Annotated in this window: 22 protein-coding genes; 12 read left to right on the top strand and 10 right to left on the bottom strand. The window is 34.8% G+C overall.

Translation table 11 applies throughout. From position 1 onward, the window contains the following. Positions 1 to 27: 27 nt before the first annotated feature. The 4 genes from EC501_RS09970 to EC501_RS09955 all read right to left on the bottom strand — a co-directional run bounded on the left by EC501_RS09970 (position 28) and on the right by EC501_RS09955 (position 3445). Positions 28 to 450, bottom strand: coding sequence for a helical membrane plugin domain-containing protein (locus EC501_RS09970; RefSeq protein ID WP_122972140.1), 423 nt, complete (start codon positions 448 to 450; stop codon positions 28 to 30). 401 nt (positions 451 to 851) lie between these two features. After that, positions 852 to 1367, bottom strand: coding sequence for an isoprenylcysteine carboxyl methyltransferase family protein (locus EC501_RS09965; protein ID WP_241559312.1), 516 nt, complete (start codon positions 1365 to 1367; stop codon positions 852 to 854). Between the two features lie 55 nt (positions 1368 to 1422). Beyond that, positions 1423 to 2505 (bottom strand): type III polyketide synthase, encoded by a 1083-nt coding sequence (locus EC501_RS09960; RefSeq protein ID WP_122972139.1) that lies wholly within the window; start codon positions 2503 to 2505, stop codon positions 1423 to 1425. 175 nt (positions 2506 to 2680) lie between these two features. After that, the gene (locus EC501_RS09955; RefSeq protein ID WP_122972138.1) at positions 2681 to 3445 is read right to left on the bottom strand and encodes a MerR family transcriptional regulator; all 765 of its coding nucleotides are present in this window, start codon (positions 3443 to 3445) and stop codon (positions 2681 to 2683) included. 182 nt (positions 3446 to 3627) lie between these two features. Here EC501_RS09955 and EC501_RS09950 point away from each other — a divergent pair, with 182 nt between their 5' ends. The 5 genes from EC501_RS09950 (at position 3628) to EC501_RS09930 (ending at position 8460) form a co-directional block, all read left to right on the top strand. Beyond that, positions 3628 to 4260, top strand: a complete 633-nt coding sequence (locus tag EC501_RS09950) for a GntR family transcriptional regulator (protein ID WP_122972137.1) — start codon at positions 3628 to 3630, stop codon at positions 4258 to 4260. Between the two features lie 179 nt (positions 4261 to 4439). After that, on the top strand, positions 4440 to 5639 hold the full coding sequence (locus tag EC501_RS09945; protein ID WP_122972136.1) for a quaternary amine ABC transporter ATP-binding protein: 1200 nt from the start codon (positions 4440 to 4442) through the stop codon (positions 5637 to 5639). Further along, a complete protein-coding gene (locus EC501_RS09940) occupies positions 5632 to 6483 on the top strand; it encodes an ABC transporter permease (RefSeq protein ID WP_122972135.1) in 852 nt (283 codons plus the stop codon). The genes EC501_RS09945 and EC501_RS09940 overlap by 8 nt, the downstream gene beginning before the upstream one ends. Positions 6484 to 6496: 13 nt before the next feature. Further along, complete coding sequence (locus tag EC501_RS09935; protein ID WP_122972134.1) at positions 6497 to 7390, top strand: glycine betaine ABC transporter substrate-binding protein; 894 nt, start codon at positions 6497 to 6499, stop codon at positions 7388 to 7390. A gap of 149 nt (positions 7391 to 7539) precedes the next feature. After that, on the top strand, positions 7540 to 8460 hold the full coding sequence (locus EC501_RS09930) for a glycine betaine ABC transporter substrate-binding protein (RefSeq protein WP_122972133.1): 921 nt from the start codon (positions 7540 to 7542) through the stop codon (positions 8458 to 8460). Positions 8461 to 8521: 61 nt separating this feature from the next. Here EC501_RS09930 and EC501_RS09925 read toward each other — a convergent pair whose 3' ends face one another. Further along, positions 8522 to 9508 carry a YeiH family protein gene (locus EC501_RS09925; RefSeq protein ID WP_122972132.1) on the bottom strand — a complete coding sequence of 329 codons (987 nt, stop codon included), beginning with the start codon at positions 9506 to 9508 and terminating at the stop codon, positions 8522 to 8524. Between the two features lie 106 nt (positions 9509 to 9614). Between EC501_RS09925 and EC501_RS09920 the strand changes: the two genes are divergently transcribed. Next, positions 9615 to 10487, top strand: a complete 873-nt coding sequence (locus EC501_RS09920; protein WP_158599700.1) for a LysR family transcriptional regulator — start codon at positions 9615 to 9617, stop codon at positions 10485 to 10487. A gap of 15 nt (positions 10488 to 10502) precedes the next feature. Here the strand turns inward: EC501_RS09920 and EC501_RS09915 are convergent, their stop codons facing one another. The 5 genes from EC501_RS09915 to EC501_RS09895 all read right to left on the bottom strand — a co-directional run bounded on the left by EC501_RS09915 (position 10503) and on the right by EC501_RS09895 (position 14923). Next, a complete protein-coding gene (locus EC501_RS09915; protein WP_122972130.1) occupies positions 10503 to 10952 on the bottom strand; it encodes a hypothetical protein in 450 nt (149 codons plus the stop codon). A gap of 323 nt (positions 10953 to 11275) precedes the next feature. Further along, a complete protein-coding gene (locus tag EC501_RS09910) occupies positions 11276 to 11977 on the bottom strand; it encodes an ABC transporter permease (RefSeq protein WP_122972129.1) in 702 nt (233 codons plus the stop codon). Beyond that, positions 11974 to 12822, bottom strand: coding sequence for an ABC transporter ATP-binding protein (locus tag EC501_RS09905; protein ID WP_122972128.1), 849 nt, complete (start codon positions 12820 to 12822; stop codon positions 11974 to 11976). Before EC501_RS09905 ends, EC501_RS09910 begins: the two co-directional genes overlap by 4 nt. Positions 12823 to 12968: 146 nt before the next feature. Next, the gene (locus tag EC501_RS09900) at positions 12969 to 13919 is read right to left on the bottom strand and encodes a LytTR family transcriptional regulator DNA-binding domain-containing protein (RefSeq protein WP_122972127.1); all 951 of its coding nucleotides are present in this window, start codon (positions 13917 to 13919) and stop codon (positions 12969 to 12971) included. 137 nt (positions 13920 to 14056) lie between these two features. Beyond that, positions 14057 to 14923, bottom strand: coding sequence for an AraC family transcriptional regulator (locus tag EC501_RS09895; protein ID WP_122972126.1), 867 nt, complete (start codon positions 14921 to 14923; stop codon positions 14057 to 14059). Positions 14924 to 15103: 180 nt separating this feature from the next. Between EC501_RS09895 and EC501_RS09890 the strand changes: the two genes are divergently transcribed. The 6 genes from EC501_RS09890 to EC501_RS09865 all read left to right on the top strand — a co-directional run bounded on the left by EC501_RS09890 (position 15104) and on the right by EC501_RS09865 (position 21287). Further along, positions 15104 to 16357, top strand: a complete 1254-nt coding sequence (locus EC501_RS09890; RefSeq protein ID WP_122972125.1) for an MFS transporter — start codon at positions 15104 to 15106, stop codon at positions 16355 to 16357. Between the two features lie 61 nt (positions 16358 to 16418). Beyond that, on the top strand, positions 16419 to 17258 hold the full coding sequence (locus EC501_RS09885) for a methyltransferase domain-containing protein (protein WP_122972124.1): 840 nt from the start codon (positions 16419 to 16421) through the stop codon (positions 17256 to 17258). A gap of 77 nt (positions 17259 to 17335) precedes the next feature. Further along, a complete protein-coding gene (locus EC501_RS09880) occupies positions 17336 to 17890 on the top strand; it encodes a lysophospholipid acyltransferase family protein (protein WP_122972149.1) in 555 nt (184 codons plus the stop codon). Positions 17891 to 18066: 176 nt separating this feature from the next. Beyond that, positions 18067 to 18525: a low molecular weight protein-tyrosine-phosphatase gene (locus EC501_RS09875; RefSeq protein ID WP_122972123.1), complete on the top strand. Its 459-nt coding sequence runs from the start codon at positions 18067 to 18069 to the stop codon at positions 18523 to 18525. A gap of 125 nt (positions 18526 to 18650) precedes the next feature. After that, on the top strand, positions 18651 to 19370 hold the full coding sequence (locus EC501_RS09870) for a YebC/PmpR family DNA-binding transcriptional regulator (RefSeq protein WP_122972122.1): 720 nt from the start codon (positions 18651 to 18653) through the stop codon (positions 19368 to 19370). Positions 19371 to 19538: 168 nt separating this feature from the next. Further along, positions 19539 to 21287, top strand: coding sequence for a methyl-accepting chemotaxis protein (locus EC501_RS09865; RefSeq protein WP_122972121.1), 1749 nt, complete (start codon positions 19539 to 19541; stop codon positions 21285 to 21287). The last annotated feature ends 1 nt before the right edge of the window (position 21288 follow it).

Raw genomic sequence — 21288 nt, 5'->3', positions numbered from 1 at the left:
CCGTCCATACTATTGTTTAAAAGTGAACTATTCTTGAGATTTACGTTCTGCTTGGATTTCTAAAAAGGCATTGGCGAAACGGAAAAGTTTTTGAGCTTCTGGATCTTTCATTAATTTTAATAACCCAAATATACCGATGTTTTCGTTCGTTGCATCTGCACGATCTTTCGCTTCGATTGCCGTTGCAGCAAGAGTTTTAACCGAACCGATAACAGGCTCTGACATTTCTTTAATAGCATTTACAGTATCGCTCTTTAAGACTTCATCAGTTGCAACTAATTGAGCAAAGTCATAAGCTTTTGTTAATAGAGTAACAACCTCAGTTAACTTTGGTAATTGTTCAACTAAAGTCGTTAACGATTCTTGAACTTCAGGTTTTAATAATTGATCAAGTAAATCTTGTTTTCCTTGGCTTACTGCTTGTTGAGCTTGAGTCAATTCTTCTGACATATCCAATTCTCCTTTACATTTTGCATTTTATGCATTTTGTTAGTTAGAAAAAGTTTGAAAATCATTTCACATATAGTCACACATTAATAGAAATCCAACTATTATTTCCACGATGTGAAATTTGTATCATCGTATATCATGATAGTATAAATATGTTTTAAATCATAGTTCTTTCTAAAAAATGTAGTTGGAATGGAACAATTATGAATTTTTTTCTAAGAAAAGTAATTACTAAGAAGTATATTCAAAATGAAAATTTATTTATAAATATTAAATTGGTAAAATGGGTGTGAATAAGTCACTATGTGTGCTGTATAGTTTGCATTATACGACTTTTCCCATGGAATTTCTAATAAATATATATTATTTATGATTATTACATGATATAGTCCATAAAAAATTTAACATTCATTAGATGAATCATTTGGAACCGAAGACGATACTTTCCTATTAAAAGTTTTACTATAGTTGGTTGCTTCTATTAATGCCTTTTCTTCGGTAGGAATACGTATCGATAGCATAATAAAATTCAAAATCGTAAAACAAACAGCTGTAAAATAAGCTTGAAACATTAAGGGAAGAAGTAAAATTTCCGTACATACGACGAGATAATTTGGATGTCGAACAAATAAATAAGGTCCTTTTTTAACTACTTTGGCTGATGGAAGAATAATGATTTTCGTATTCCAAAAAGGTCCAAGGGAAATTAAACACCAAATTCTTAAAGCTTGGACTAGTAAAAAGACGATAAAAAGTAATAAAAACCACGGTGATATGGTACGTTCAAATAGGATGACTTCACCAATTAAACTAATAAAAAAACTAACGTGGAGGGCAATCATAAATGGATAATGGGAACCTCCCACTTCGTAGGCACCGGCCGATAACATTTTTTTCTCATTTCTTTTAGCAACCATCACTTCAATAATTCTTTGTAGAATGACAATCGAAACAAATAGTAAAAAGAACAAGTTAATCCCTCCATTGAAGTAATACTGCTTCTCCGCTAAAGCCAGGTCCAAGGGCAACTAATAAGCCAAAAGCATCTGATTTTGTTTCTTTTAGCATAAATTGTTCCAATACATAATGGACAGTAGGAGAAGACATATTTCCATTTTTCTGAAGAACTTCCCGAGAAATAGCGGTATGTTGTTCTGTCATGTTTAACGTTTGTTCATAAGCCTTTAATACTTTTTTTCCACCAGGATGAGCGACAAGATATTCTAGTTGTTCCTTTGACAACTGTTGTTCCTGTAAAAAGTCATCAATAAATGGTCCCAACCATTTACTTATAATAGAAGGAATATCTCTCGAGAAGATAACGTGTAACCCATCATTTTTTAAATCCCATCCCATCACATCCTCAGAATTAGGCATCCATTTTGAAGCCGTATTTAAAATATAGGGCACCATTTTATTCGTTTTTACGAACGCTTCATCACCACATACTAAAAGGCAAGCGACACCATCAGCGAAAAGGGATGCCCCAACTAAATTACTTTTTGAATAATCATTTTGTTGAAAGGTTAAACTACAAAGCTCAACACAAACGACGAGTACTTTTTCCTTTGGATGGGCTAAACAATAGTCATAAGCACGACTTAAACCGGATGCTCCACCGGCACAGCCTAATCCCCATATCGGTAATCGTTTTAAGCGATCTGAAAAGTTTAGCTTATTCATTATTCTTGCATCAATACTAGGTGTGGAAATACCCGTACTGGATACAAAAATAATGGCATCAATATCGGGTGGCGTAAGGGGGTGTGTTAAAAATTGGGTGTTTTGAAGACAAGATTCAATGGCCTTTATACTATATTCAGTCGCTAACTGAATATATAAATCATTTCGCTCTTCAAAGGTGTGTTTTGTTCGGTGCCACTCTAATGGAACAGAGAAATGGCGTTGTTTTATCTCTCCATTTTCGAATACTTTCAATAACCGATCGAGTTGCGGTATTTTATCTCGAAAAAGTTCTTTAGTAAGTTGTTCTATATTGACTTGTTCTAATGTATAGGGTGGATTATATGTACTAACAGAAGCAATTTTTGGCATACTGAATCTCCTTTTTAATAATAGTCTTTCCATAGGAAAATCAAATATGCAAAATGAATGGGATATTCAACTTTATAAAAATTTCGTTTCATTCTATATTTGTGCAAAAAAATGGGTGCCAACAATGGATTGACACCCGTGTGCTCGTGGTTTTTTATTACTTCAAACGATTGATTTATTTTTGTTGTTTGATGAAATGGACAATAGCGTCTCGTAAAAATTCGGTTCCACCATCAACGACTTTATCGTAATAAGCTTTGAAACGTTCGTCCGCAACATACATTTCCGCTAATCCGATATGGGCTTCTTTAGAGTAAGAAGGCCATGTAAAGGTTAACCACTCTTTATGTTTTTTTGCGAGCTCATTTGCTAATGGCGAGGTTGGATCATTTGTTGCGAAAGCTTTCGGAAGAAGTTCAAGAATTTCTTCTCCTAATCGAGTCATCGCATCATAATCTTCCTTTGACATATTTTTAAACTTGGCATTGGAATTTTCCACGACATCGTTACCATATTTTTGACGTATCTCATCACCATATTGTTGTTCATTTTCTGCAATTAATTGATCTTTGAACGCTTCAAACTTTTCATTATTTTGCATAATAATTTCTCCTTTCTCGTGAGCAATCGTTTTCTTAACGGTCTCGATTAATTTATCCAGGCGAGCACGTTTTTGTACAAGTTCCTTGTAATGGCGCTGTAATGCTTCTGTTTGATTGAAGTTTGGATTATTCATTATAGTAGTAATCGTTTCTAAATCGACATCTAATTCTCGAAAGAAAAGAATTTGTTGTAGACGATCTACTTCTTTTTGTCCGTAAATTCGGTAGCCTGAACTATTTACTCTTGCTGGTTTAAGCAAATTTATTTCATCGTAATAACGCAATGTTCGAGCACTAACATTCGCTAATTTTGCTAATTTACTAATGGTGTACTCCACTTTTATCCCCCCTGTTAACATCATCATAAAGGTTGACGTAACGAGAATGTCAACAAAAAATAATCTCTTTTTCAATAAGTGAAATAAAATACTAGCTACTTGACCTAATTGTCGATTACTATAAGATTCAAAGACCATACTGTGGATTAATAAATGAATAAAGCTTCGGAAGGTAAATCAAAATGGAAAATAAAAAACTACAAGTAAAGCAACCTAAATATCAAAAGATTGCTGCAGATATTGCATCTAAAATTGTAGAGAAAAAATATTTAGTTGGTGAAAAAATATATGCTAGATCTTCATTGGCAAGTCAATACGGAGTATCTGCTGAAACAGCTAGGCGAGCCATTGCTATTCTGCAAGATTTAGAAATTGTGGAAGCTACAAAGGGAAGTGGGGTTGTCATTAAATCATATGAGAAGGCAGCCCAATTCGCTCACCAATTTTTAGAAGTACAATCAATTTATCAAGTTCAATTGGAAATGCTTGAAAGTATTAAAAGACAAAAGGAAGAACTAAATGTGTTGCAAGAAACGACCGAATTACTTGTAAACCGTACAGAACGTTTTAAATCTGTAAATCCCTTTGTTCCTTTTCAAGTCGAAATTGAAGAAAGTTGCCCCTATATTTCCCAATCCATTGGGATGATTAACTTTTGGCAAAATACAACGGCTACTATTGTAGGTATACGGAGAGAGAATGATTTAATTATTTCACCAGGCCCATACGCTACTTTTCAACATCACGATATCATATATTTCATCGGAAATGATGAATGTCTAGAACGCGTTCAAAAATTTTTATATCCCAATTAATGTAAGCTGCAGATGCTAATGACTTAGCATTTGTAGCTTTTTTAATGAATTTTGCTATTTTCTTCTTAATAGTTTACGAGGTTGTTAATTTGACACAAGTAACAACCTTTTGTTAGCATTAAGTTGTCACTTTTGTTGTAATCTATTTGTAACATACAAAAATAGGAAAGGAGATTGGTATGGAGAAGATTAGAGTGGAGCACGTCACAAAAATTTTCGGTAAGCATGTAAGTAGTGCCTTAAAGCTTGTCGAAGAGAAAAAAAGTAAGACGGAAATTTTAGAAAAAACAGGAGCAACGATTGGAGTATATGATGCAAATTTCACTGTCAATGAAGGTGAAATATTTGTCATTATGGGCCTTTCTGGTAGTGGAAAATCTACGTTAGTAAGATTGCTAAATAACCTCATTGAGACTACAAGCGGCAGTATTTACATAGATGGTGAAGATATCTCCAAAATGAATAAACAACAGCTCAGAAAAATTCGACGTGAAAAAATGAGCATGGTGTTTCAAAACTTCGGTTTATTCCCTCAACGTACAGTTCTCGCCAATACAGAGTATGGATTAGAAGTGCGAGGCATTTCTAAAGAAGAGAGAAGATTGAAAGCAGAAAAGGCTTTAGATAACGCTGGATTATTACCATATAAGGATCAATATCCGAGTCAACTTTCAGGTGGTATGCAGCAACGGGTCGGTTTAGCAAGAGCATTAGCGAATGACCCTGATATTTTATTAATGGATGAAGCTTTTTCTGCTCTCGATCCACTTATACGTAAAGAAATGCAAGATGAATTATTAGATTTACAACAAAAAGTGAAGAAAACGATTATTTTCATTACCCATGATTTAAACGAAGCATTGCGAATTGGCGACCGCATTGCCCTCATGAAGGATGGTAAAATTATTCAAATTGGTACGGGAGAGGAAATATTAACGAATCCGGCTAATGATTATGTCAAAACATTCTTGGAAGATGTTGACCGTTCAAAAGTGTTAACAGTTGAAAATGCGATGATACGTCCAATTACAGTCAATATTGAACTAGATGGACCGAAAGTAGCGCTTCAACGTATGCGAGAAGAAGAGGTTAGTGTTTTACTAGCTATTGACAAAAAGAGAGAGTTTAAAGGTTATATTACTGCAGACGATGCGTTGGAAGCTGCAAAACGTGGTGAAAAAAGTGTTGTTAGTTTCTTGAAAACAGATATGCCTACAGTACCGAAGGATATGCTTATTCAAGATGTGTTAGGTCTTATTTCGGAATCACCGACTCCTATTGCAGTTGTCAATGAAAATAAATTAGTCGGTGTGTTAATTAGAGGCGTTGTCATTCAATCACTTGCTTCTGAAAATGAGGGGGTGACAAAGGATGAGTAAATTGCTAGATAGTATTCCTACATTACCTGTAGCAGAAACTGTTGAAAATATAATGGACTGGTTAACTGGAAGTTTTTCACCTCTCTTTGACTTTGTTCAAAATGGTGGTAAAACAGCAATGGAATTCATTACTAATATGCTTGTTGCAATTCCACCAGTTATATTTATTTTAATTATTGCGCTAATAGCGTTCTTTGCAACAAAAAGGAAATTTGGTTTAGCAGTATTCTCAATAGTCGGTTTGCTCTATATATACAACCAAGGCTTATGGGATGAGCTAATGAATACGATAACTCTTGTCATATTTGCAAGTATTATTGCCATCATCATTGGTATTCCATTTGGGATATTAATGTCTAAAAGTTCAATTGCAGAAGCCATTATTAAACCGGTACTAGATTTTATGCAAACAATGCCTGGTTTTGTTTATTTAATCCCTGCTGTAGCTTTCTTCGGTATTGGTGTTGTACCAGGGGTTTTTGCTTCAGTAATTTTTGCACTACCGCCTACTGTTCGTTTTACCAACCTAGGTATTAGACAAGTACCAAAGGAATTAGTAGAAGCTGCAGATTCTTATGGTAGTACAGGATGGCAAAAGTTAATAAAAGTAGAACTGCCACTAGCAAAATCTACAATTATGGCAGGTGTTAACCAAACCGTACTTCTATCATTATCGATGGTTGTTATTGCATCAATGATTGGTGCCCCTGGATTAGGACGGGAAGTTTTATCTGCTTTGCAACGTGCTCAAGTTGGAAATGGCTTTGTTGCAGGACTTAGTCTTGTTGTATTCGCCATTATTATTGACCGTTTAACGCAAAGCTTAAATAAAAAGAAATCATAGAGAGGGAGATTGGATGAACTTAAAAAAATTGAAAATAATGGGTTTAGCATTAGGTATGGGTGCATTGCTCGCTGCTTGTAGCGGTTCCGATGAAGGAGCAAAGGATTCAGAGAATGCGGCTACAAAAAACGAATCAAAAGAAATTAATTTGGCCTATGTTGAGTGGGATACAGAAATTGCTTCAACCCATGTAGTAGGAAAAGTGTTAGAAGACTTAGGTTATGATGTATCACTAACTCCACTTGATAATGCGATTATGTGGGAAGCTGTTGCAAACGGGGAAGCCGATGCGATGGTAGCAGGATGGTTACCGAATACCCATGGCGCACAATATGAACAATATAAAGATAGTTTAGTAGAATTAGGCGAAAATTTATCCGGTGCTAAAATTGGCTTAGTCGTTCCTTCTTATATGGATGTTGATTCGATCGAAGATTTAACAGATGAAGCAAACAAAACGATTACTGGTATTGAACCAGGTGCAGGGGTTATGGCCGCAACGGAACAAGCGTTAGAAGAGTATGAAAACTTAGCAGATTGGGAGCTACTGCCATCTTCTTCTGGTGCAATGACTGTAGCTTTAGGTCAAGCAATAGAGAATGAAGAAGACGTAATTGTTACAGGCTGGTCTCCACACTGGAAATTTTCATCATATGATTTGAAATATTTAGAAGACCCTAAAGGTGTATTTGGTGGCGAAGAAACAATTAACACATTTGCCCGTCAAGGGTTAGAAGAAGATATGCCTGAAGCTTATCAAGTATTGGATGCTTTCCATTGGACAACAGAAGATATTGAATCCGTAATGCTTGAAATTAATTCAGGGGTTGATCCAAAAGAAGCTGCTGCAAACTGGGTTGAAGAAAACGCAGACACAGTAGCTGAATGGACAAAAGGCGTAGAGTAATAGAGTAACTTATACAAAGATACATGATTAGTTTCCGATAAAAAATCTATATTCATTGCGTATGATAAGAAAATGACTGTCATTGCAAAAAAATAAAAGGAGTTATCTAAACATTAGATAACTCCTTAAATTATAAGGAGTTAGAAAAATTGAAGAAATTAAACTTATTGAATATAACCCTTGGTATATTTGTTACTCTGCTATTGACTGGCTGTGGCAGTGATTCAGCGACAGACACAAAAAATAATGGAGAGGTACAAGGAAGTAGTTCGAATCTAGGCGAACAGTTAAACTATAAAATTACAGGAATAGAACCTGGAGCCGGAACGACAGAGCTTGCTCGAAACACTTTAGAGGAATATGAAAACTTGGATGGGTGGGAACTTTTAGAAAGCTCCACTGCAGGTATGTTATCCTCATTGGATAAAGCCATAAAAAATGAAGAACCAATTATTGTAACAGGTTGGACTCCCCATTGGATGTTTGCTAATTATGATTTGAAATATTTAGAAGATCCAAAAGGTACATTTGGCGGAATTGAAAATATCAATACAATTGTAAGAAAAGGTTTCAAAAAGGAGATGCCAGATGCTTATAAAATAGTCGATCGATTTTATTGGGAACCAAAAGATATGGAAGAAGTCATGTTTGCTGCTCAAGATATTTCATTTGAAGAAGCAGCAAAAAATTGGGTTGAAAAAAATCAAGATCAGGTTGCTGAATGGACGGAAGGAACAGAGAAAGTAGACGGTAAAGAGATTGAATTAGTATCAACACCATGGGATACTGAACGTGCCTCGGGTAACGTGTTAAAAATAGTATTGGAACAGCAAGGGTATAAGGTAACATTAACACCTGTCGACCCGGTTATTATGTTCCAAGCGATTGCGACGGGGGAAGGCGATGTATCGGTTGCTCCTTGGTTACCGGCAACTCATGCTTCTTTTTATGAACAATATAAGGAAGATATCGTGGATCTAGGTGAAAACTTAACAGGTGCAAAGATTGGTATGGTTGTACCTAAATATATGCATATTGATTCAATCGAAGATTTACAACCTAAAGAATAATTAATCAACTAACAATAATGAGATAAAAAATGTACTTTCCGATTTCGGAAAGTACATTTTTTTATACAATCCACCATGTGAATAAAGTTAATAAAATGGAAGTAAAGAGCAGGGTGAGAAATGGTTTTAATGCATTTTTCTTTATTTTTCTTAAATCAACGGACATCCCTAAGGCGGCCATTGCCACCGTTAAAAGAAAGGAAGCAATAGCGGCAATGTTTTCTTGAAAGGATATTGTCATCCAACCTTTTTGTAACCCGATGGTACTGATAATAGAAACAAGAATGAAACCGAATAGAAAGTATGGGAAGGATGCTTTCTTTTTAGCGTTTTTCCTTTTCATTGAAACAATGAAGACAATAATCAACGTTACAGGAAAAAGAAGTAACACACGACTTAACTTACTTAAAATTGCTGGTGTTAACGATTCATCTCCGTAGGATGAACCAGCAAGTAGTGCATGGGCAATTTCATGGAGACTAAATCCGACCCACTGGCCATATATATCAGGGGGCATATTGGTTAACGTTGCTATAAAAGGTGCAAACAAAGCAAATATCGTTCCTACACAAGCAATCATTCCAATAGCTAGTGCTGTATCCTCTTCATCCGAATCAAGGATGGAAGATACTGCGCCGATTGCAGCAGCTCCACATATCCCAGTGCCAGATCCTAGTAAAAGTAAAAGTTTATGATCGACTCCAAAGGCTTTACCGATAGTAAAAGTCATAAAGAGAGCAAAAATAATGACAATCGTTGCGCGGAAAAGTAGAGGAAATCCTTCATCGACAATCATTTGAATATTTAGTCGTACTCCATATAAAATAATCGCTAAACGTAAAATCATTTTGGAAGAGAATTGAATACCGCTTCGAAGGGTTTCGGGATATTGAAATACATTACGATAAATAATAGCTAGTAAAAGGGCAATTGCCAATGGCCCTATAAAAGAAAAAATGGGGATTAAACTTATGCTATAAGCTAAAAAAGTAATAAAAACCATCAATAAAATGCCTAAATAAAATCCAGTCGTTGTATATTTGGTCATACAATAATGCCTCACTTTCAACTACTATGGTAATATGGATGGAGTATAAACAAAAATTAATTATACTGATGAAATATATAAGTGATTGCTTATGATAGGGGAATTTATGAATCAAAAAATAACGGTATTTTTAAAAATTGTTGAGCTTGGCAGTTTTTCAAAGGCTGCAGAATCTTTATATATGACCCAACCGGCTGTCAGTCAATTTATTAAGAGTTTAGAAAAGGATTTAGGGGTTATTTTGTTTGATCGGTCGTCTAAGTCGTTACATTTAACCGCAGCAGGGCTAATAGCCTTTCAGTATTGTTTGGAAATGAAGAAACTATCCGATAATATGACTCAATCTTTAAACGAATTAATGAATGTAGTTAAAGGTCCACTCATGATAGGAGCTAGTTATTCCTACGGAGAATATATTCTTCCTTCTAAATTAGCGGAATTTATAAAACGGTATCCGTTAGTAAAACCGAGTGTCCAAATAAAAAATACATCGGAAATCGCCCAGGAAATGATAAATAAAAAAATTGATATTGGAATTATAGAGGGGATCATTGAACCATCTCGTATTGTATGTGAAAAACTTACAACGGATAGAATGGTTGTTGTCTCAAATGAACCGAATACAGAGATTGGCCATGAAACAACTTGGATAGCACGGGAAAATGGTTCAGGTACCCGTTCTGCAACAGAACGTTTTTTTGAGAAACATCATTTGGAACCGAACAAAGTGTTGGAATTTGGTAGCACCCAATTAATAAAAGGGGCAGTAGAAGAAGGGGTAGGAGTAACGTTATTATCGAAATGGACTGTACAGCAAGAAGTGGCAAATAAAAAGTTATTTATCGTGGATGAAGAAAAATTTTTTTACGAACGGGATTTTTATATGATTTATTTAAAAACACCTTTTCAATCAAAAACGACCGAAATGTTTTTAAAATTTATACGAGAAACATCAAAAAAAGGTGATGAATTAGTTTAAATTCATCACCTGAACTTATTTATTAATGTGATCATAACCAACTACAGTCCATATACCAGTAGGATCTTGTCGAACTAGTCTTTTTAAATAAACGTATTTAATTAATGTTTGTGTATCGTTGACTTCAACAATGGCTGAATCCATTGTGCTGTGTAAAAGCTTAAGACTTTCTTTTGGAATCGGATAATCTCCCTCTATACCTTCAGGGGATATTTTTAAACTAACAAAAACTTGTGTCGTAGCTATAGGATCTAAGCGCCAAGGAGAATGTCCCTCATCTACACTTTTTTGAGTATTTTTTTCTTCCGTTAAATCATAGGGTACCTCTACTTGTGGGTTGATATCATATTCTTTCGCTTGAACAGGAAAGATAATATTATTGTATATATCGACACTTTCTAGTTCAATGATGAGCTGATTGGATTCAAGATATGCAGGAATAGCATTTCCCTCTATAATGTCCACAGTTAAAACCTCCGTCTTTATTAGGAATGTTAAGACATTACCGTTATTATTTACAGTAAGTTCTTTTTTATGAATGACCTTCTTACAAAAGACTGTTGTTGCTTCTCATAGTATCAATCGAATCCGCATTTTATGGAGTAGTCATTATGATATAAAACAAACATCCCGATATATAGTTGAAGGTTATATGGAATTAAAGTGAATTATCCTTTTCAAGTATTGTGCCAATATATTAGGAAATAATACATTATTAGATTCATGTATTTTTTTATTCTTTTATAAAACGTGATTTGATAACAGTTAAAGATGGTTTTTGTATTCGTTTAATCAACCATTCGCCTTTTATAAAGGAAGAAGGTAAATAACCATGTGATGATTGCCCAAATAAGTATCGTCATAATGGGAATTAGAACATCAAAAGACGTATAACTTCCTTCTATTGACGCTGCTAATAATATGATTTGAGTACTCGGTAACCATTCTGCCACCTGTAATGCAGGAATTTTTTCAGCTAATACCGTTACAAAAGGACCGAAGGAAAACAATAATATAATTGGTAAAATCACAACGGAAGCTTCTAAAATTGTTTTTGTAAAAAGTGCACCTAGTGTTCCTAAGCCAGTATAAAAAACAATCGAAAGGAATAACGCAATTCCTAAAATAAGCCAATTTCCAGGTTTATATCCGACTAGAAAAATCGAAAGTAAGACCGTAAGAGCTGAAATGGACAATACGAGTAAACTTTTTCCTAATAATATATCCAACAATGTAGCCGGTGATAACATTAAACTACGAAGAGTATTTCGTTCTTTTTCTTCTGCGATTAAACAACATTGTACAAAGGCAGTAACGGAAGAAAAGGTTAAATTAATGGGCAAAAAGTATGCCTGTAAATTATTTACACCTGTTTTGTTGTAAATAAAAGCCATAATTAGAGGTAAAAGAACCATTATTGAAACGGCATAATTCCGTGAAAACTCTTTATAATCTTTAATGAAAATTGCTTGAATACGAGAAAAATTCATATTAAATCACTCCCAGTCACTTGTAAGAATATGTCCCCAAAAGTCGGTTCGTTCGTATAAATACGAGAGATCAATCCACTTCTCATCCAATCGTATACTTTTTTTGCTTCATCCTTACAATTTTCAATACAATGGACACTACCATCTACTAACTCTACGGTAATCGTGTCATTACCAAACTGTTTTTTTAATTGCTGGGGTGAACCAATCGCTCGGATTTTCCCTTTGTGTAAAAAAGCAATTCGATCACATAAAGTTTCTGCTTCACTCATATCATGGGTTGTTAGAAAAATCGTCGTACCCATTTCGTTAAGTTTCCTCAATCCGTTATAAATATGTTGTGTATTTACGGGATCAAGGGCAGAAGTAGGTTCATCTAAAAATAACAATTCAGGTTTATGCATAATCGAACGAGCTAACGTAACCCGTTGAATCATACCTTTCGATAATTGGCTTACCTTTTTCTTTCTCTCATCGTATAAATTGACAAATTCTAATGACTCTTTCACGGAACTAATTGGTAAGTTATACAACTTACTATAAAGTTGTAAATTTTCCTCCACTGATAACCTTAAATATAGTCCACTATTATCTGTTAAAATACCAAAACGTGCTCTATTGGAACTTTTTTGCATTTCTTTAGCATCTTTTCCAAATACAATTGCTTGCCCTTTTGTTTTTGTTAATTGGGCGGTTAAAATTTTGATAGTAGTAGTTTTACCTGATCCGCTAGGTCCTAAAAATCCGAATATTTCTCCTTTTTTAATACTAAACGATACATCGCGTAATGCAGCTTCTTGGTGAAAATGTTTTTGTAAATGTTGAACATCAATTACGTACGTCATTCTCGTTCCTCCTATTAGGTTGAATTAACCTAACAATAAATAGAAACAACGAATATTGCAGTATATTTCCGGTGAAAGGAGTTATTTTTTGATAAAAGGTGTCAAAATTTCTATAAATGGGCGATGAAAATTTCCCAGGAAATTGGTCAAATCCCTATAATACGTTTTAATTCGACTAATTTATTTTTAGACAATGGGACAATGTTTTCTTCGGAAGTATGAAGAGATAAACTGTAACTATTACGTGTCCAGGTAATGATTTCTCTAACCTTTTGCAAGTTTACAATATAGGAACGATGGCAACGGAAAAAGCCGAAAGGTGTTAATTTCTGTTCTAATTCATTCAAAGTCATAGAACAAGGATAACCTTCTCCGCCAACATAAACCGAAACTTCTCCTTCAACACTTTCAATATAATCAATTTCAGGAGGATTAAATAAAATGATTTTTTCATTTCGCTTCGTTGGTATTTTTTCAAAGTGAATTGGGCCCGTCTCCGATTTTTCAATCATTAATGGTTCTTCCTCTTTTACGTCTAACTTATGTAAGCCTTTAGAATCTAATCGGAATACGAAATCACTCGCTAAAAAAACATCTTCCATATTATTTGATAACAATATGACAGTTTTTTGTTTTTCTTTTAGTGACAGAAGGCAGTTCAAGACAGTCCTTTTAGAATGTTCATCTAAGTTTTGAAAAGGTTCTTCAATTACCTGAATTGGCTTTTCGTTTATGTAACAAGGGATTAATCGCAACCTTTGTTTTTCACTATATGTTAATTTTTCTAATCTTACATTTCTTCGATCAATGAAATCTAGCAATTGTAATAAACTGGTATTATCTACTGATGAATGGTAAAGACCTTTCACAAAATTAATGTATTCATTAACAGTTAAGCGATGATACATCCCATTTTCTCTTAGCTCGATATGTATTTTTGAATAAGAAGCAAGTTGTTTTGTTAAATAGTTAATTTTTGCGACATCTGAGTAAATCCCGAAGATGGACTCTTTCTCCAGTTGCATTTCAATCTTTGGGGAGATTAAATTCCCTTCTATAGCAAAGGCATCAATTGTAATAGCCAAATTTTTTTCCATAGTAAGGCCTCCGATTTTTATAAAAGTTAGACTCTAATATGATTATACACAAAAGGAAATAACGGGAAAGTTTACTATTTCTTAATAAGTAAAAGCATAAAGACGCCCGTTAAAAGGAAACGAGCGTCTAGTCATGATTATTTTATTGGAATCCAAATTTCTGAGTAACAATTTGGATCGTTTGGATCATCATCTGAATATACTTCTAACTCAGTAGTTCCTGCTTGTTCGTATGGGTTGGAAGGGAACCATTCAGAATAAATTTTCTTCCAAGTATCTTGCATTGCATGGGGCATTGGTCCATGAATTTCAAAAATAGCCCATTTAGATGAAGGCACTTCGTAAGTTTCGAATCCTTCTGGTACTTCGCCATTATAGGCAGTTGCAATCCAATAATCCATTAATTTTTCATCTTGTTTATATTTCTCTATACTACAGACTCCAAGAATTCCTTTTACTTCTCCGTTATTTAATTCAAACAACCGATCATTCGTTCCATCCTTGTGTACATCATTCCAAAACTGAGGTATGTTTTGGGTGTTCTCCCCGTTTTCATAATTATACGTTCGTTTTACACCAACAATTTGAAATGCTTCTTTTTCAATAATACGGTAGTTCATAGGTACTGCTCCCTCCAATTGAATTTTAATAACGAGGCGATTATAGGATTGTAGCGTTCCCTTTTTCTTACGTGCTTCTGATGGAGAAATACGATGTTGCTTTCGAAAAGCTTTTGTGAAGGACTCAGGTGTTTCATATCCATATTTAAAAGCGATGTCGATGATTTTCTGATCTGTATTGATCAGTTCTTGTGCTGCTAGTGTTAAACGCCGTCTACGTATATAATCGCTAACAGTAATATCTGTTAATATTGAAAATGTACGCTGAAAATGAAATACAGAAGAATTAGCAGCTCGAGCAATTGATTCGATTGTCAGTTCATTGTCTAATAAATTCATTTCTATATAATGTATTGCTTTTTGAATGGACTCTAGCCACCCCATAATGCTCACCTCTATTGTTATCATAATTTGTAATAAATACGTATTCTTGTCTTTTTGTGCTTTCATCGGACAGGTTTAAAATAATAATGAACTACCCGAAAAAGATAATTTAGAATTTTCTATCAATATTATATATGACTTCGTGTACAATGGAAGAAAACTATTTTTAAGGGTGGAGAAATGAGAAAAATCCATTATAGTTGGATTATTCTAACGGTTACATTTATTGCAATTATTGTAGCGGGGATAATTCGTTCATCTTCGGGGATATTTATCGATCCATTTGAAATGGAGTTTGGTTGGGATAGGCCAACGATCTCTTTTGCCTTTGCTATATGCTTGTTTTTATATGGTTTTTCAGGACCTTTTATGGCAGCCTTTGTAGATGTTTTTGGTTTGAAGCGGATGATGCTTTATTCGATGGCTCTATTAGCAGTAGGATTAGGTTTAACGTTTGTTATGCAAAGCAAATGGCAATTAATACTCATTTGGGGCATCATGTTAGGAGTCGGCTCTGGATTATTTTTAACAGTCCTAAGTACACAAGTAGCGAATCGATGGTTCGTGAAAAGAAGGGGACTTGCTGTCGGTATCTTAACAGCTGCTACGGCTACAGGGCAATTAATTTTATTACCGGTCTTAGCCGCATTTGTAGACAATTATTCGTGGCGCTCTGCCATTGCACTTATTTTCTTTTTAAGTATCGTGATGCTTGTTGTAATTGCGATTTTTATGAAGAGTTGGCCAGAGGAAATAGGAATCGCCCCTTATGGTCAAGAAAAACAGTTAGAACCTGCCCGTTTATCAACAAATCGAAATCCTTTTAAGATGGCGATATTTTCATTGATTGAAGGGTTAAAGATGAAGGAATTTTGGTTGCTTGCAGGAAGTTTCTTTATATGTGGTTTATCTACAAGCGGTATTATTGGAACTCATTTTATTTCCTATTGTGTTAGTTTTGGTATTCCTTTAGTGACAGCTGCGGCAATGTTATCATTTATGGGAGTATTTGATTTAATTGGAACGACTATCTCCGGTTGGTTATCCGATCGTTTTGATAATCGCTGGTTATTATTTTGGTACTATTTGCTTCGAGGGTTTTCTCTAGTCTTTTTACCCTTTGCCCTTGCACAAGGTTCTTATACATGGCTTGTCATTTTTTCCATTTTTTATGGTTTAGATTGGATTGCTACAGTACCACCAACGATAGGTCTAACCCGGCAAAAGTTTGGGATTGAGAAAAGTGCAATGATGTATGGATGGATTACTGCGGCACACCAAGTGGGAGCAGGGGTAGCGGCTTACTCAGGTGGTGTCGTATATAAAGTGTTTGGTTCTTACATGTGGGCGTTCGCCTTGGCAGGAGCTTTTTGTTTATTAGCTAGTTTATTTGTTATTCTCATAAAAAAACAAGCGCCAAAGGAAATTGTTTAGTTTTTCATTCTATAGGAATAGATGATATGATACTTACAGCAACTTAAAAAGGAGCATGAATGTGGGGAAAGTATCAAAAAGAGCTGCAAGCATTTTATATATGAAAGAACATGAAACACTTTTTTCTTGTCCGATTTGCCAAAAGGAGATGCATGTAAGTGACGATGGCCATGTGTTATGCCGTAATCATCATTCCTTTGACATTGCAAAACAAGGCTATGTAAATTTCATGATTAAACCTTTCACATCCATGTATAGTAAAAGTTTATTTGAATCTCGTCAGGAAGTTATGAATAGTGGTTTATATGAGCCAGTACAAAAGGCCATTGCGAAATATGTAGGGAACCAGAGTGAGACGATATTAGATACCGGCTGTGGTGAAGGTTCTCACTTAAATAAAATAATAAATGAATTGGAACAACAAGTTATAGCTGTCGGAATTGATATTTCAAAGGAAGGCATCCAGTCTGCAGCAAAGTTTTATGAACAAAAAATTTGGTGTGTAGGGGATTTAGCTAATAGTCCGTTTAAAGAACAATCCTTTGATTGTATATTAAATATTTTATCCCCTGCGAATTACGGTGAATTTAGCCGTTTGTTAAAAGATAAGGGGAAATTGATAAAAGTAGTGCCCCAATCAGACTATTTAAAGGAAATTCGTAGACAAGCCTTTGCGAATTCAGAAAAAGAATATTATACGAATGAGCAAACGGTAGAGAGATTTAAAGAACATTTTGCTAATGTCCAACAGGAGCGTATTACATATACAATGCCACTAGAAGAACAGCTCGTTCCAAAACTTCTAGAAATGACGCCCCTTGGTTGGCACTTAGAAAAGGATATTTCTTTAAATGAAATTACAATTGACCTTGAAATATTAGTTGGAGAAATAACAAAATAAACTATAGATATAATAAAAAAGGTAGGAATGTAGAAGTGTTATATGATATTGGAGCTAAACTTGTAAATGTATTTTTAATGCTTAATGGCTCAAAGGCAAAGGTATATGGTAAAGAAAATTTACCAAAGGAAGGCGGATATATTATCGCCTGTACTCATAATGGTTACGTAGATATTTTAAACTTAGGAGTGTCATTATACCCTCGGCACATTCACTTTATGGCTAAGAAACAATTGTTTGAAGGGAAGTTTGGCTCAATTATTGCCAATTTGAATGCTTTCCCTGTAGATCGCGAAAACCCGGGTCCAAGTGTTATTAAAATTCCACGTCAACTAATAAAAGAAGGAAAAGTGGTCGGGATCTTCCCTAGTGGAACACGATCAACGGAAAATACGGAGTTAAAACAAGGGGCGATTACAATTGCCCAATTATCAAAAGCTCAAATTGTTCCAGCTGCCTATGTTGGACCAAGAAACGTTGGCGAAGTATTTAAACGTCAAAAAGGTTATCTTATTTATGGGGAACCATTTACAGTTGGAAGTGGTAAAGAGGCAAGGGACGAATCAACTCAATTTCTAGAAAAAGAGCTGGAACGTTTAACAGAACAATTAAACTCTAAAATTAAAAAATAATGTACATGAGGCTGGGACATAACTCGAATTTTTGAGGAAATCTAAAAGTCGGGCATTAACTTTCTGATTTAAAACTTCGATTACGCCTTTATACCGCAAAAAAATGTTAGACCATTTACAATTTTGGTCTAACATTTTTCTTTTGTCCCAGCCTCTTTTTATAAGGAGGAATAAAAATGAAACGGGTTCTTTTTGTTTGTTTAGGGAATATTTGTCGTTCACCAATGGCTGAGGCGGTTATGCGTCACTTAGTGGAGAAGAAAGGATTAAGCGATCAAATTAAAGTAGATTCGGCAGCAACAAGTTCTTGGCATATCGGAGAGCCTCCCCATAAAGGAACTAAAGCCAAACTGAAAGAGTTTGGTATATCAACTAGCGGTATGAAGGGAAGACAACTCGATAAAGAAGATTTTGAAACATTCGATTACATTATAGGAATGGACAATAGTAATGTGAGTAATATTCGACAAATGTTAGGCCAGCCTGACCACCCGAAAATCTTTAGATTTTTAGATTTAACAGATCACAAAAAGGATGTACCAGATCCTTACTATACAGGGGATTTTCAAGAAACTTATGAACTGGTAGTGGATGGATGCGAAGCACTACTAAATAAGATTTTAAAAGAGAAGTAGGTTGGAATATGATACCTTTCTCTTTGTCAATCGAATGGTGTATAATATTACAGTCTCATATCATTTAAAGGTTTATCATATATGCCTTAAAATATAGTTATTAAAATGGAAAGAGAGTGAATCCAATGGGTCGTAAATGGAATAACATTAAAGACAAGAAAGCCGAAAAAGATAAAAATACAAGTCGTATTTATGCAAAATTTGGTACGGAAATTTATGTAGCAGCTAAAAAAGGTGAACCAGATCCGGAATCTAACTCAGCTTTAAAATTTGTATTAGAACGTGCCAAAACATATAATGTGCCAAAACATATTATCGATAAAGCAATTGATAAAGCAAAAGGTGCCGGCGGAGAAGATTATGACGAGTTACGCTATGAAGGATTTGGGGTTGGCGGAACGATGGTTATCGTAGATGCTTTAACAAACAACGTTAACCGTACTGCTTCAGATGTACGTGCTGCTTTCGGTAAAAATGGAGGAAATATGGGTGTAACAGGTTCTGTTACTTACATGTTCGATTCAACAGCAGTATTCGGTATTGAAGATAAAACAGCAGATGAAGTATTAGAAATATTATTAGAAGCAGACGTAGATGCTCGTGACGTATTCGAAGAAGAAGGTACAGTTATCGTTTATGCAGAGCCAGATCAATTCCATGTAGCACAAGAGGCTTTAAAAGCAGCGGGTATTAGTGAGTTTACAGTTGCTGAGTTAACAATGCTTCCACAAACAGAAGTGACGTTAACAGGAGAAGATAAAGCGAAGTTTGAAAAAATGATTGATGCATTAGAAGACTTAGACGACGTACAACGTGTCTACCATAATGCCGATTTAGGTGAATAAGTACAGGTATAGTTTTATAGTTAAAAAGAAAAGGAACCGGTAGCTACTTGCTACTGGTTTTTTTGTGGAAAAGAGTAAGATTTGCTTAATTGAAATGCTTTTGTTTAAATTTCATCGAAAAGGGTCGATAAGAACTTTGAGTAATTTATTTAAAGGAGTTTTTATACTATGAACAAGGGGAAACGGTTATCAAGACAGATTCTCTTCATTATTATCGTTGTTTTTGTTTTATTATTAGGCATTTATACTTTTACAATGATGTATAATTCGAGAGAATCAGTACAGGAAGCGGTCGGGGAAAGAACGGTTGAAATCGCTAATAATATGTTGAACTTTATCGATGTTGAACAATATAAAGAATTAGCGGCGAATCCGGAGGAAAACGACTTATATTGGGAGTTAAGAGAACAATTAAACAGTTTACGTGAAATGAATGGTGTTCTTTATGCCTATACATATGCAGTTCCTGAAAAAGGGGAAGAGGTCACATTTTTAGTAGATGGTATGCCTGCAGATGATACGGAAAATGCAGCTGCTATTGGTGATAAGTCTGAATCAACTACCTACGAACATTTACAAAAAGCATTGAAAGATGGATCCTACCATTCTGATTTATTAAGTAGTGATTTCGGTGAATATATTTCAGGTACAGTACCGATGAAAGATAAAAATGGTGAAGTCGTTGCCTTTTTAGGTGTTGATATTGATGCTTCCTATGTGGATGAAGTAAGTTCAAATGTAATGATGGGAATTGTTCCAAAAATCGGAGTCATCTTTTTAATCATTATATTGGTAGGGTTATATATTGTTTATCGTTATGTAAATAAATCTTTAAAACCATTAGATGTGTTAAAAGAAGCATCGAATCAATTATCCGAAGGAAATTTAAAAGGTGTTAATGAAACACTATCTACTTTAAAGTTAAAACAAAATAATGAAATTGCCATCTTTTCTAAAACCTTTTCGCAAGCTTTAAACAATTTGTCCCAATCACTATTGAAAATAAATAGTAAATCAAAAAATTTGGAACAAGTAGTTGTAGAATTGGAAAATGCAGCGACTCAAGTAGGAAAGTCGACTACGACCATTGCTTCTAGCATTATTGAAATTGCTTCTAGTAGCGACCAACAAGAAGAAAGTAATAAAGAAGTGACACAAGCGATGAATGAAATGTCCATTGGTATTCAACGGTTGGCGGATACAACTTCTGAAATTGCCGAGTCATCTACTGAAATGACAAGTTTAGTAACTACAAGTGTAGAACATGCCCAACAAGTTGTCTCTCAAATTCAAAATGTGGAGACATCCGTTGTACATACAGAAAGTTATGTACGGGAAATGGGAGAAAAATTCAGTTCTATAAAAGAGATGGTTTCGATTATTACGAACATTGCTGATCAAACGAATCTCCTTGCATTAAATGCTGCTATTGAAGCTGCGCGGGCAGGAGAAGCTGGGAAAGGCTTTGCTGTCGTTGCTGATGAAGTTCGAAAACTTGCGGAAATGTCGAAAAGCTCTGCCGATGATATTCAAAACCATCTTCAAACATTCGTGCTAATTAGTAATAAAGCTTTAGAAGAAATGGAAAATAGCACAGAAGAAGTAAAAATGGGGAACCAGTCGGTTATGGAAATTGGTCAAATGTTAAATCAAATTTTAACAGTTGTATCCGCAGTAAACTCTAAAATACAAGATGACTCAGCCGTAATTGAACAAATGTCTGCAAGTTCAGAGGAAATATTAGCATCTACGGAAGAGATGAATAAACTTGTATCCAATACGACGAATCAAACAAAAGAAGTGGCAGGATCAACGGACGTTCAAGTTAATATGGTCGATAAACTTGAAGAAGTTGTTGCGTTACTTGAATCAACTTCTAAAGAAATGATTGAAGAAATAAGTAAATTTAAAATTTAAT

It is taken from the genome of Lysinibacillus halotolerans (assembly GCF_003711845.1).
GTDB classification, from domain to species: Bacteria; Bacillota; Bacilli; order Bacillales_A; family Planococcaceae; genus Ureibacillus; species Ureibacillus halotolerans.
The sequence above is the reverse complement of the archived record's forward strand: the minus strand, read 5'-3'. Positions and strand labels throughout refer to the sequence as shown.

Coding starts and splice junctions, on each gene's coding strand:
- EC501_RS09970 (WP_122972140.1), bottom strand. CDS start 450: ATGTCAGAAGAATTGACTCAAGCTCAACAAGCAGTAAGCCAAGGAAAA.
- EC501_RS09965 (WP_241559312.1), bottom strand. CDS start 1,367: ATGGTTGCTAAAAGAAATGAGAAAAAAATGTTATCGGCCGGTGCCTAC.
- EC501_RS09960 (WP_122972139.1), bottom strand. CDS start 2,505: ATGCCAAAAATTGCTTCTGTTAGTACATATAATCCACCCTATACATTA.
- EC501_RS09950 (WP_122972137.1), top strand. CDS start 3,628: ATGGAAAATAAAAAACTACAAGTAAAGCAACCTAAATATCAAAAGATT.
- EC501_RS09945 (WP_122972136.1), top strand. CDS start 4,440: ATGGAGAAGATTAGAGTGGAGCACGTCACAAAAATTTTCGGTAAGCAT.
- EC501_RS09940 (WP_122972135.1), top strand. CDS start 5,632: ATGAGTAAATTGCTAGATAGTATTCCTACATTACCTGTAGCAGAAACT.
- EC501_RS09935 (WP_122972134.1), top strand. CDS start 6,497: ATGAACTTAAAAAAATTGAAAATAATGGGTTTAGCATTAGGTATGGGT.
- EC501_RS09925 (WP_122972132.1), bottom strand. CDS start 9,508: ATGACCAAATATACAACGACTGGATTTTATTTAGGCATTTTATTGATG.
- EC501_RS09920 (WP_158599700.1), top strand. CDS start 9,615: ATGAATCAAAAAATAACGGTATTTTTAAAAATTGTTGAGCTTGGCAGT.
- EC501_RS09910 (WP_122972129.1), bottom strand. CDS start 11,977: ATGAATTTTTCTCGTATTCAAGCAATTTTCATTAAAGATTATAAAGAG.
- EC501_RS09905 (WP_122972128.1), bottom strand. CDS start 12,822: ATGACGTACGTAATTGATGTTCAACATTTACAAAAACATTTTCACCAA.
- EC501_RS09900 (WP_122972127.1), bottom strand. CDS start 13,919: ATGGAAAAAAATTTGGCTATTACAATTGATGCCTTTGCTATAGAAGGG.
- EC501_RS09895 (WP_122972126.1), bottom strand. CDS start 14,923: ATGGGGTGGCTAGAGTCCATTCAAAAAGCAATACATTATATAGAAATG.
- EC501_RS09890 (WP_122972125.1), top strand. CDS start 15,104: ATGAGAAAAATCCATTATAGTTGGATTATTCTAACGGTTACATTTATT.
- EC501_RS09880 (WP_122972149.1), top strand. CDS start 17,336: ATGCTTAATGGCTCAAAGGCAAAGGTATATGGTAAAGAAAATTTACCA.
- EC501_RS09875 (WP_122972123.1), top strand. CDS start 18,067: ATGAAACGGGTTCTTTTTGTTTGTTTAGGGAATATTTGTCGTTCACCA.
- EC501_RS09870 (WP_122972122.1), top strand. CDS start 18,651: ATGGGTCGTAAATGGAATAACATTAAAGACAAGAAAGCCGAAAAAGAT.
- EC501_RS09865 (WP_122972121.1), top strand. CDS start 19,539: ATGAACAAGGGGAAACGGTTATCAAGACAGATTCTCTTCATTATTATC.